The 11943-nt window shown below is 52.2% G+C and carries 11 protein-coding genes; 4 read left to right on the plus strand and 7 right to left on the minus strand.

Features of this window, described 5'->3' with window-relative positions:
- Window positions 1-2 precede the first annotated feature (2 nt).
- From FGL37_RS18635 to FGL37_RS18645, 3 genes are read right to left on the minus strand one after another with little or no spacing between them, the layout of a single operon-like run.
- Window positions 3-3248 (minus strand): TonB-dependent receptor, encoded by a 3246-nt coding sequence (locus FGL37_RS18635; RefSeq protein ID WP_051607117.1) that lies wholly within the window; start codon window positions 3246-3248, stop codon window positions 3-5.
- A gap of 38 nt (window positions 3249-3286) precedes the next feature.
- The gene (locus FGL37_RS18640) at window positions 3287-4336 is read right to left on the minus strand and encodes a FecR family protein (protein ID WP_051607115.1); all 1050 of its coding nucleotides are present in this window, start codon (window positions 4334-4336) and stop codon (window positions 3287-3289) included.
- Between the two features lie 45 nt (window positions 4337-4381).
- Window positions 4382-4909, minus strand: coding sequence for an RNA polymerase sigma-70 factor (locus FGL37_RS18645; RefSeq protein ID WP_037533841.1), 528 nt, complete (start codon window positions 4907-4909; stop codon window positions 4382-4384).
- Window positions 4910-5308: 399 nt separating this feature from the next.
- Here FGL37_RS18645 and FGL37_RS25420 point away from each other — a divergent pair, with 399 nt between their 5' ends.
- Entirely contained in the window at window positions 5309-5455 is a 147-nt protein-coding gene (locus FGL37_RS25420) for a hypothetical protein (RefSeq protein WP_160169516.1), read from the plus strand.
- An 11-nt stretch (window positions 5456-5466) separates the two neighbouring features.
- Complete coding sequence (locus FGL37_RS18650) at window positions 5467-7890, plus strand: glycoside hydrolase family 127 protein (RefSeq protein WP_037533838.1); 2424 nt, start codon at window positions 5467-5469, stop codon at window positions 7888-7890.
- Between the two features lie 118 nt (window positions 7891-8008).
- Here FGL37_RS18650 and FGL37_RS18655 read toward each other — a convergent pair whose 3' ends face one another.
- Window positions 8009-8371, minus strand: a complete 363-nt coding sequence (locus FGL37_RS18655; protein WP_232048734.1) for a VOC family protein — start codon at window positions 8369-8371, stop codon at window positions 8009-8011.
- Between the two features lie 297 nt (window positions 8372-8668).
- Between FGL37_RS18655 and FGL37_RS18660 the strand changes: the two genes are divergently transcribed.
- Window positions 8669-9454, plus strand: coding sequence for a hypothetical protein (locus FGL37_RS18660; RefSeq protein WP_028070899.1), 786 nt, complete (start codon window positions 8669-8671; stop codon window positions 9452-9454).
- Window positions 9455-9578: 124 nt separating this feature from the next.
- Here the strand turns inward: FGL37_RS18660 and FGL37_RS18665 are convergent, their stop codons facing one another.
- The 3 genes from FGL37_RS18665 to FGL37_RS18675 form a co-directional block, all read right to left on the minus strand.
- A complete protein-coding gene (locus FGL37_RS18665) occupies window positions 9579-10022 on the minus strand; it encodes a low molecular weight phosphatase family protein (protein WP_232048735.1) in 444 nt (147 codons plus the stop codon).
- 198 nt (window positions 10023-10220) lie between these two features.
- Window positions 10221-10700: a DUF6428 family protein gene (locus FGL37_RS18670; protein WP_028070897.1), complete on the minus strand. Its 480-nt coding sequence runs from the start codon at window positions 10698-10700 to the stop codon at window positions 10221-10223.
- A gap of 63 nt (window positions 10701-10763) precedes the next feature.
- Window positions 10764-11096 carry an ArsR/SmtB family transcription factor gene (locus FGL37_RS18675; protein WP_028070896.1) on the minus strand — a complete coding sequence of 111 codons (333 nt, stop codon included), beginning with the start codon at window positions 11094-11096 and terminating at the stop codon, window positions 10764-10766.
- A gap of 224 nt (window positions 11097-11320) precedes the next feature.
- On the opposite strand from FGL37_RS18675, the gene FGL37_RS18680 reads away from it, so the two are divergent.
- Window positions 11321-11920, plus strand: coding sequence for an RNA polymerase sigma factor (locus FGL37_RS18680; protein ID WP_160169515.1), 600 nt, complete (start codon window positions 11321-11323; stop codon window positions 11918-11920).
- The last annotated feature ends 23 nt before the right edge of the window (window positions 11921-11943 follow it).

Here is an 11943-nt window from a genome sequence, read left to right on the forward strand (position 1 = left end):
GATTAAAAAGTGAGCTGCACACCAAAGGTATAGGTACGCAACGACGGTGTGGCGCTGGTGCGTACAGACCCGAAGGGGTTGACATCTGAAAGGTAGCTGCGGTCAAAACCGGGCATCTCGGGGTCCATGCCCCTGAAGCTGGTCCAGGTCAGCAGATTCTGCGCGGTAAACTGCAGGGCGGCCCGGCTGATGTGGATCTTTTGCGCCCACCGCGAGATATCGTAGCTGAGCGACACATTTTTTAGTCGGATGAAGGAGGCGTCGTCCCAGACCGCAGAGGAGTACCGGTAATTGTTGCGGTACACCACATTGGCCTCGTTGGCACTATTGGCCGTGGCACGTGGGATATCGGTGATGTCGCCGGGCTGCTGCCAGCGGCCCAGTACGTATTCGTCCAGATTGGCCATGGCACCGATGGTGGTCGCCAGTGGCCCATAGCCGATGGAGGGGCCTTCCTGCTTGACAAACTGCAGCATGAAGCCCAGACTCAGCGGGCCATAGCTCAGGTTGTTGCTGAGGCCGCCGTAATAGCGCGGCATGGTTGAACCCAGGGTCACGTAGTCATTGAAATCGGTAATCTTGCCGTCGCCGTCCACATCCCTGAACTGGGCGATGCCGGTCTGCGGATCCACACCGGTGAACTGGAAGCCGCGCACGATGCGTGTGGACTCGCCGATAACGTAGCGGCGCGCATCGCTGCTGCTCTCAAGCCCCGGATATTCCAGCAGGGTATTGGACGGAAAGGTGATATTGAAGCTGGTCTTCCAGCTGAACTGTTCCCGCTGGATATTGGTGCTGCTGAGCTCCAGCTCCCAGCCGCTGTTTTCGATCTTTGCCGGCTGATTGCCAAAATAGGAGGTAAAGCCCGTCTGTGGCGCCAGGGTAATATCGATCAGCTGGTTGCCGGATCTATTGTTGTAGTAGTTGAGGGTCATGAAGATGCGGTCCTTCAAAAATCCGAGGTCAAGGCCCAGCTCTTTCTTTCTGATTTCTTCCCAGCCAAAATTGGGGTTGTATACGCGTGTCGGGTACAGGCCCGAGATGCCCTGGTAGGCGAAGTTGGTGCCCCAGGTATCGAGATACTGGTAGTCGCCGATCTGGTCATTGCCGGTCACGCCCCAGCTGGCCCGCAGCTTCCCGAAGCTCAGTACGGACTGCCCGCGCAGGAACTCCTCGCTGCTGAATACCCAGGCCGCGCCCACTGATCCGAAGTTACCGTATTTGTTGTTGGGGCCGAAGCGCGAGGATCCGTCCCGGCGGTAGCTGACATTGAAGAGGTAGCGGTCATCGTAGGCGTAGCTGATCCGGCCGAAGGCCGACTGGTAGCGGTAGTCGGCATACTGGTTGTTGCGGACCGTGAGCGCTCCGGCAGCAGCCATGTTTTCAAGCTGCGAATCACTCGGGTAGCCGCTGCCGTCGATGTATTTGCCCTCGCTGACCCGCTGCTGCCAGGTGCCGCCGGCGAGCAGCCTGACATCGTGCTTGCCAAATGTTTTGCTGTAATTGAGCTGTGGCTCAACGATGTAGGACTCGTAGTCCGAATTGCCGTATGAAGCCATCGAGCCGGTACTAGTGGCGGGATTGAATCCGGCATTGGGCAGCAGGCGCGTCTGGTCCATGCTCTTGAGGTTGTAGCCCACGCTGATCTTGGTCGTCAGCTCGGGCAGGATCGCATACTCGGCAGACAGATTGGCCAGCAGCGATTTTGACTTTGACAGCGCCGAGCGCTCCATATAGGCCGCGGGATTCTGCTGATTCTGCTGGAACCAGTAGTAGTCCCCCTTTTCGTCGTAAAGCGGATAGTTGGGTGCCACGTTATAAAACTGTGCGATATCGGTCGGCACCGTGTTGTTGCGGTCCAGATTGAGGCTGAAGCTGCTGTTGAGTTTGAAGCGCTGGTCCCGGGACTGAGTGGACAGATTGAGCAGGGCTCCGCCACGCTGATAGGTCTTGTTGCCGGGCAGGGGATCGCCCTGCCGGTTGAAGTTGGTACTGGCGAGATACTGTGTATACTCGTTGCCTCCGGCAAAGGAGAGCTGGTAGCTTGAGAACGGCGCCCCGGCACCGTAAAATGCTTTCTGCCAGTCACTATTGGCCTTCTGGTCCCAGGTCAGCAGGTCCGGTGCGTTATCCGCCGTGGGTTCAAACTGGTCGTTCGCAAAGCCTTCCTTACGGATCTGCAGGTATTGTTCGGTATTGAGCATCTTGAGGTTACGGATGGCTTTGCCCGAACCGATGCTGGCGTTGAAGTCTATTTTGAGCCCGCTTTTATTGCCTTTTTTGGTAGTGATCAGGATCACCCCGTTGCCACCGCGGGAGCCATAGATGGCTGTGGCGTCGGCGTCCTTGAGCACGTCGATGCGCTCGATGTCCTTGGGGTTGATCAGGCTCAGGGGACTCTGATTGCCATTGGCCAGGGTAAACTGGTTCATGCTTTCGTCCGAAAAGGGAATGCCGTCGATGATGTAGAGCGGGCTGCTGCCGTTGCTCAGTGAATTGACGCCGCGCAGCTGCACCTGAAACGAGCCGCCGGGCAGTCCTGAATTGGATGCGATGTTGAGGCCGGCGACCCGGCCCTGCAGTGCGGCAAGGGGATCCAGTACGGGCTGCGTTCCGATCTCCCGGCTGGTCACACTGGATACCGAACCTGTGTTTTTGCGGACGGAGGAGGTACCGTAACCGATGACCACCACTTCGTCGAGATTGCCGGGATCGGCCTCGAGGCTCAGCTCAAGGGGGCCGCCGCCGGCAACTTTAACTTCTTTGCTGCGGTAGCCCACATAGCTCAGCAACAGGATGTCGTCGGCCTGCAGCCCATGTAAGGTGAACTGTCCGCCGGCGTCGGTGACAGTGCTGGTCACTTTGTTTTTGACACGGACGCTCACGCCCTCAAGGGGGGCGCCGGCGGCATTGCGCACGCGGCCGCTGACAGCGGTCTGCTGGGGGCTGCCTGTAGCTTTGCCCTGAAGCACAATGGTGTTGTTGACAATGCGGTAGCGGATGCCCCTGGCGGTAAAGGCCTGCCTGAGCAGTTCCGGAATATTGGTATTGTCCAGGTTCACATCCAGGTTCAGGTCGGGCTTAATTTCGCTGGGGTCATAGACAAAGCGGTAGTCGCTGCGCTGCTCGATGGTTTTGACGAGCTGTCTGAACTGAATCTGATCCGGCGCACCGGCCGGATGCTGGCTAAAGGCATAACCGTTGACATGCATCAGCATAAACAGTACTGCTTTTACGGAGTTTTTCATAGGGTATTAGATTAAAATTCGTTTGTTTAGTTTGTGGGTCAGGGGGCAAGCAGCAGGCGGTCCTTGTCGACCGTGTAATTGATGCCGGCAAACCGCAGTATGCGGAGCACCTCCGCAAAGGGTTCTTTTTTGCTGATCTTTCCGCTCAGGACTTTCTTTTCATAGGCCGGCGACAGGGTATAGGTAAAATTGTACCAGCGGGCCAGGTCGGCCATGATCTCGGGCAGCGGCGTCTGCTCGAAGGTAAAGTAACCGTCTTTCCACTGGCCTTCGGGCTGGCGGCTGTGCTGCTGTAGCTCGAAGCTGCCCTGCTGCAAGTCCACCTGTACCGCCTGTCCGGGCAGCAGCACCTGCTGCCGGCCGGCATTGCTGACGCGTATGCTGCCCTCGTCAAGCCTTGTGGTCAGCAGCTGCCCGTCGCTCTCGTACTGCCGCACGTTGAACGCTGTACCCAGTGCTTCTATGCTTGTGCTGCCCACATGAACGATAAAAGGGACAGTTTTGTTTTTGGCTACCTTAAAATAGGCTTCGCCCTGCAGATAGACGGCGCGCTGTTGCTGATTGTAGTCCTTGCCGATCTCCAGCCTGCTGTCGGCGTTGAGCCACACCGTGGTGCCGTCGGGCAGCTGCATCCGGTATTCTTGTCCTTTTCTGGTCTGTAGGGCCACTTTGTCGCCCTTGTTCCGGTCCATCCATGCGGGGGCTGGGGGCTGCCGCTCATCCAGGCTCACCACCTGATCGCCGATCAGCAGCTCGGCCTGAAACTGGCCGATGCTAAAGGGGGCTGCCGGCTGTGGCTGCGGAGGACCGGAAAAAAAGTAAATCGCCAGTCCGGCCGTCAGAAAAAGAGCGATGCTGGCCGCGACTTTCAGGTAGGCCCGTTTCCGCTGCGCGGCCCGCAGTTCGTCGCCAAAGAGCGTCTGCCGCAAATAGCGGTCTTCGGCCGCGAGATCAAGTTCGGGGATTTCCTTTGCGTTGTTTGCTTTGCTGAGCTGGTTGTACCAGCTTTCGACCAGCGCAGTCTCCTCAGGGCTGCATAGTCCCTGCTGATATTTTTGCAGTAATGATCTGGATAGCGGTGTCTTCATGGGCAGTTGTTCTGTTTGCTGCTTAGAAGACAGGAAAGGGGCAGCTTAGTGGTAGAAAAAAATGAAAATAGTCCGTATTTTTTTTCTGAGAAGGGTCAACGCATTGTAAATCTGTTTTTTAACTGTCTGCTCAGAAATATCGAGCTCTTCGGCAATCTCGCGGTAGCTGCGTTGTTCGTACCGGCTTTTCTTAAAGATCAGCGCCATTTTGCTGGGCAGCTTCTCAATGGCATCTTCGATCTGCCGGGCCAGTTCTTTCTCCCGCAGCAGCTCATCGGGCATGACCTCAAGGGCAGGGCCCGCATGCTCCAGGTAGCTTTCGTACCTGCGCCCCACATCGCGGCTGGCGATGCGGTTGATCACCAGATTGCGTGCCGAACGGAAGAGATAGGCCTGATAGGAATGCTCGATCTCGAGGCGCTCCATCCTGTCCCAGAGATTCGCAAAGATCTCCTGTACAATATCACGGGCCTCATCACGGTCGTCCAGCATCCGAAAAACATGCACATACAGCTTGACCCAGTTTTCTTCATAAAGCTGGGTAAACAATTGTCGGACATGGGCTACGTTCATCGTGATGGCTTAGTTAAGTGTCGGTTAGTCAAAATTAGGGTTTATTTTTAGGAAAGACAATTTATGTTGGATTTAGCCCACAACCTGTAAGATCATGCAGCCGGGCAGTGGATAGGGAGGCCTCCCTGCATGCCCCCTCAGAGGCACGCAGGGAACAGGGTATGGACCAGAGTAAACAAGAGGAAGCGGGTGCTCCGCCGGGTGATTTCGAAAAGAATATATTAAATGTTTGTTTTACATTTATTTTTTTCTTAAAATTGATCATAATAACCGAGGATAAACGTAAAACGATGCTGATGCTGATCTCTGCTGATGCGGAGATATTTATTTTGCTCTAATAAACGTCATCTTAACACTTAAAAAGAGTTGGGATAAATCAAACCAGTTAAATAAACTTATATGAGCTTCAGAAATGCGAAGGAAAAATGGATCAATTGGTATGGATTGGTCATTTTCACAGGTGTGCTGTTCCCTTCCCAGGGCCGCGCTCAATACGAATGCAAACCTGAGGCAGAATCCGGGATATTAAATAAATCGTACACCTAATACACATAATTATGTATAGATTAAAATGTTATGCCGTACTAGCCGTTGTGCTGAGCAGCTTGTTTCTTGGCGAAAGCCGTGCTCAGGAGACAAGGGATAAAAAGCTTGACTATCCGATCGAACCTGTTTCGTTTGTGGATGTGAAGTTTACGGACAAGTTTTGGGCGCCGAGGCTCAAGATCAATCAGCAGGTGACCATCCCGATCGCACTGCAGCAGTGCTACTCGACAGGAAGGGTCGACAATTTTAAAAAAGCGGCGGGGATGATGAAGGGTTATTTCAGTACGGAATATCCTTTTGATGATACGGATATCTACAAGATCATCGAGGGAATGGCTTATTCGGTGCAGACCAACCCCAATGCTGCACTGGAACAGCAGATGGATTCTTTGATCTATTATATCGGAAAGGCACAGGAGCCGGACGGTTATCTCTTTACTGCCCGGACCGCTGCTGAGCCGGGTAAGATGCACGGCTGGGTAGGCAGCAAGCGCTGGGAGAAGGATCCGGACCTGAGCCATGAGCTGTACAATGCCGGACATCTGTACGAGGCCGCAGTGGCCCATTATATGGCCACGGGCAAGCGCTCCTTGCTGGATATCGCCATCAGGAATGCGGATCTGCTGGTCAAGGATTTTCTGGTGGGTGGCCTGAAATACGAACCGGGACACCAGATCGTCGAAATGGGGCTCGCCAAGATGTACCGGACAACAGGGAAAAAGGAGTATCTGGAGCTGGCGAAGTATTTTCTCGACCTCAAAGGAAAGGGTGTCCGCGGTGAATATGCACAGAGTCACAAACCGGTCGTGCAGCAGGATGAGGCCGTGGGCCATGCGGTGCGCGCCGTATACATGTACTCGGGGATGGCTGATGTCGCGGCACTCACGGGCGATAAGGCATACCTGAACGCAATAGACAGAATATGGGACAATGTGGTGGACAAAAAATACTACGTCACCGGCGGGATCGGCGCCCGCGGTCATGGGGAAGCATTTGGCGATAACTATGAGCTGCCAAACATGTCGGCCTATTGCGAAACCTGTGCCGCAATCGGCAATGTATACTGGAACCACCGGCAGTTTCTGATGCATGGTGATGCCAAATACTACGATGTCATCGAACGTACCCTGTACAACGGTGTGCTCTCGGGGGTAGGCCTCGCCGGCGACCGCTTTTTCTACCCCAATCCCCTGGCATCGGAAGGGCAGCATGCGCGCAGCGAATGGTTTGGCTGTGCCTGTTGCCCGAGCAATGTCTGCCGCTTTATCCCATCCATCCCGGGATATGCTTATGCGCATAAGGACAACCATATCTATGTCAACCTTTTTGTCGAAAGCGAAACCACGATCGACCTGCCCGGAAATAAGGTGCATATTGCCCAAAAGTCCAATTACCCCTGGGAAGGCCATACGGCAATACAGATCAGCCCCGAAAAACCGGACGCCTTTGAACTGCTGCTCCGCATACCGGGATGGGCTGTCGACCGTCCGGTTCCGGGCAAGCTGTACACGTACCTGAAACCGGAACGCAAAGAGGTTGAGATCAAGATCAATGGTCAGCCGGTTGAATTCACGATTCAGGCAAATGGTTATGCCAGCCTCAGCCGCCAATGGCAAAAAGGGGACCGTGTCGACCTGGTACTGCCCATGGATGTGAAGCGTACGATCGCCAATCATCAGGTGAAAGACGACAGGGGCAAGGTGGCTCTGGAGCGGGGTCCTATTGTTTACTGCCTGGAATGGCCGGACAACAATGGGAAGGTTTCCAATGCCGTGCTGACAGATGATGCGACCGTGGAGAGCAGCTATCAGCCTGATAAACTCAATGGTATCGTGACCCTCACGATGAACGGCAAGAGTACCGCCCGCGATCAGCAGAACAAGATCATCGAAGAGGACAAACAGCTCACGGCCATCCCTTATTATGCCTGGGCCAACCGGGGCGCGGGTGAGATGGAGGTCTGGATTCCCAGAACGCTGGAATACACCCGGCCACTGCCCCCGGTGACGATGACCACAACGGCGAAAGTGGAGTCTTCTAAAGGTCCGGCCCACGCGCTGGCAAAAGTCAATGACGGCTACTGGCCCAAAAGCTCTTCGGACCGCGACGTATCATTTTATTCCTTATGGCCCGCCAAAGGTACGGAGGAATGGATATCCTATGAGCTGGAAAAGCCTGCGGAGATCTCCATGGCAAATGTTTACTGGTGGGACGACCGCCCCTGGGGCGGCTGCCGCATTCCCGACAGCTGGTCGGTCGAATACCTCAATGCGGAAGGTAACTGGACGGCCGTAAAAAATACAACGGCCTATTCCAACGAACAGGACAAGGTCAATACGGTAAGGTTTGAGCCTGTAAAGACCCAAAAAGTCCGGTTAAAATTCCGGATGGGCAAAGAAGTATCCGTGGGGATCTACGAGTTTGAAGTCAAGTGATGTTATCCTATACAACAGCATAAATAGGTGCTTAAGGAAAAGGCATTTATTTTATTTAGGTGGTTAAAGAAAGCCGCGTCAAATTTATTTTTGATGCGGTTTCTTTTTTTGATAAGCGTTAAGAAGATGGCCCGATTTTACTATAATCTGTCAGCCCTAGCTTGTTCCCAAAGGGATCATTGAATTCAACGGCATAGCCGGTCATAATCTCAAATGGTTCGCTCAGAAATGATATGCCCCTGGATTTAAGGTCTTCGTAAGCCGTTTTTACACTCTCCACCGTAAACCATATCGCCGGCTGGGCATGTCGGGTGCTCAAGATAATCGCCGGCTCGTGGGCGCCTACCCGGAATGCTGTCATTCCTTTGTCCGCAAAATCAAATTTGACTTTCAGACCAAGCTGCCTGCCATAAAATTCTTTTGCCTCTTCCAGATTATCTGCTGGAAGGAAAAAGTTGTCGTAATCGCTGATGCTGTTCATTGCTGTGGATTTGTTAAATGATATCTATTCTTTCATGACACCAATGTAGGTATAACCACTTGGATTAGAGGTGACAGCGGTCATATTTCCAGGTGATTGTACGCCATATGCACAAATCATTGCAGGCATGCTTTTTACGTTATGCATATTGGAAGCCGGCGCTTATGCCCACAGCTGGCCGTTGGCGTACTGGAACCCAAATGATGGACGATAGAATCACACAAAAATGTGATGGACAGGCGTCGGGCAGGGAATTAATTTTGAGAAATAAAAATCAAAACAATCAAAACCAGAAAAATGAAAAAATTAGCTATCGCAAAACAAATCTGCACACTGTCCATCGTCGGGCTGATGCTCTTTTCCTGTTCGAAGAATGACAGCGATAATCCCCTGGAACCTATTAAGGACGGGAAAAGACTCAGTAAGATCGAGACGGATGTAGACAATTACATGGAGTTTAAATATACAAACGGTGCACTGACGGAGCTTGTGGATGTGAGCGGCGGAGAACTTTCGCGCTCCACAATTACCTATCATAACAACAGGCCGGTGGAGGTGCGCCATTCGGACGGAAAAATCAAATTTGTCTATGAGGATGACCGCCTGGTGAAAGAAGAACTGTATGCCACGGATGCACAGACAGCAAATGCGTACAACCAATATGTATATCAGGGCAAGCAGGTCAAGGAAGTTACCGGCTACGGACTGCTGGAGAGTGAGGTACCTTATTTCAAAAGAAAAATGTTCTATAACCCGAACGGCGAGGTAGAGCGTGTCGAAATCTATACCGTGAATGACGAGGATGAACTGGAACTGTCGATAAAAACCAGCTACGAGTACGATAACAAAACCAATCCCTATGCGACATCGGCCGGAAACTACCTCGCGCTATTTACCCAGACTTACAGCCGGCACAATGTTGTCAAGGAAACAACGGTCGATGAAACGGGCGAGCTGCACCAGGTCATCACCACCTCCTATACATATGACAAAGATGGTTACCCATTGACGGCGATTGAAAAGACAGTCAACAACGGTGGCGATCCGGTCACGGTAAATAAGAAATTTATCTACGTTCCCTGAGCGCAGCTATATGGCGCTACCTGCCTGCAAACCAGGGGTATGGCAGACGATAATGTGATTAAACTGGTTATTCCTGCCCCATATCCCTGCGGATATGGGGCTCTTTTTATAGTGGATAGAGTGACTATAGCTTCACCTTGGAAAATGCATAAAATAGTGCCGCCGCGATCTCCAGGCTGCGCGCAGCATAGACGCGGTCCTGATCCGGACTTCCGTCAGCTTGTTTCGGATCGTCAAAAGGCAATGATATACGTTTTTCGGCCCCCGCGATAAAAGGGCAGTCGCCGTCAGCCTGCGTGCAGGTCAGGATCGCCGCGAAATCTGCTGTCGGGTTGAAGGGGCTGTCGTAGGTTTTGGAAAAACCGATGACCGGACTGATATTGCCGCCAGCCTTGATCGCATATACCGGATTGCTGCCGCCGGCGATCTGGAATACCTTAAACCCTTGGGCGGACAGCGTTCCGGCGACTCTGGGGAACAAGGCGGTCGCCTCGGTACCACCTGAATAGCAATGGACCTGCGCTACATTAAAGTATAGCGCAGCCGTCTGCGCCCATACCTGTGCCATATGGCTGCGCCGTGAGTTGTGGGTGCAGATAAAATGGAGATTGACGGGGGCTCCGGCATGTACTTTGGCCTGCACATAGTCAATCAGCGGCTGCAGGGCAGCCCGGCGCGCTTCGCCGACCAGCTGCTCCTGGCGCAGCTGGCTGATGGTATCGGATAAGGTCGGGTAGATCATGTCAAAAGCAAGGTTTTGCATCGTTTAACAGCACCCTGAGCCCGGAGTGCAGCAGGACGATGAAGAGGATACCACAGTAAGATTGCGAAGATCTGTCTTGGCTTTCCCGGAGGGTATCCCGCAGGCATCCTGTGCCAGACAGGCTGTCGTTTTGTTTTTGAGGACAAAGGTTTTGCCGTTGTACTCCAGACTGTATTTACCGATGGTCTCGCTCTGGTATTCCACTTCGATCTCTGCATCTTCAATGCCCAGTTTTTCTTCGGATAAGTTGATGATGTGCAGTAATTTACCGGGTTTGAGGCGATGTTCCAGATCATCTGCATTCCAGAGCTGAAAGTTGACGGCTTTTTCTTCACGAACCACGCCGCCGCAGTCAATAAATTTTTTCGTGATCTGTCCCACTTCGGTAACATGGAAATGCTCAGGAACAAAAGTTCCGTTTTCCAGCTGAAACTCGACATGGTCCAATGTCGGAAGGATTTCTTTGATTTCGGATAGTCTCATAACGATGTATTTTATGTGTTAATGATATATTGCAATATGACGATGATAATAGTTTAAAAAAAGCTACGGGCAGCAGCTCGTCACTTTAACCTCCTGATTGAAAAAGCTGTTGAAATCGTGTTGAACTTTTTTCCATACTGCTTCGTCAATACAGTAACAGACGGATTTGCCTTCGATCGTTCCCTGAATGATACCGGTACTTTTGAGCTCCTTGAGATGCTGGGAGATCGTCGCCTGGGCAAGTCCCAGTTCTTCGACCAGGTCATTGCAGATACAGGCTTTCCTGTCGATAATATACTGCAGGATCGCGATCCGCGCAGGATGGCCCAGTACTTTGAAGGCGGTGGCCAGCTGGTTCTGCTCGTCTGCAAAAATCTCTGTTTTGGTAAGTCCCATAGCTGATAATATTTAATATCGCAATATTACGATATTAAAATGAGTTTTGCAAATGGAAATTTGAAACAGCAGTCGCTCAATAGGACACTGAACCAGAATGGCTGTTTTTTTTTGCTGGCCACACTGCGGCGTTAATGTATTCTTTACCTGTCCTTAATACTGTATTTGTATTAAAGCCTGATCTTTACGGCAGACGAAGAATTATTGATCTAGAAACCATGCTTGTGAAAACGATAGACGCCATGCTATTAGAACGTCTGGCAAATGCGGATTACAGTGCTTTTGATGAAATTTATGAGCAGCATTGGAGCACGCTTCTCCAGATCGCTATCCGAAAGGTCGGAGATGTGGATGTGGCCATGGACGTTGTCCAGGATCTTTTTGTCGACCTATGGCAGAGACGATATAGGATCAATATCCATAGCGGATTGCGAGCCTACCTGATCTCTGCTTTGTATCACAAGCTTTTCCAGCATTTCCGAAGGGAAGGGGTACATCAAAAACATATTGAGCACTATAGCCTTATGATTCAGGATGGCCTTCAGGATGTATTCCCGATCGATGGCTATGAAGAAAACTATACGGATGTGCTGGTGGCCATCGAACAGTCTGTGGTCGACATGCCCGACCGGATGCGGGTCGTCTTTAACCTCAAGTATCAGCGCAGCCTCAGTAACCATGAAATAGCCGAACAGCTGGGGATCTCACTACAGACCGTAAAAAACCAGTTAAGTAAGGCGCTGACCCTGGTGCGCCAGCATATGCAGCAACAGCAACTGAATCCCACCGTCTTCTTGTCCTTATCTTTCCTGCTTTTCTTTTAGTGCAACCGTCTTGCCCCGGGCTT

The organism is Sphingobacterium thalpophilum (assembly GCF_901482695.1).
Classification (GTDB): Bacteria; Bacteroidota; Bacteroidia; order Sphingobacteriales; family Sphingobacteriaceae; genus Sphingobacterium; species Sphingobacterium thalpophilum.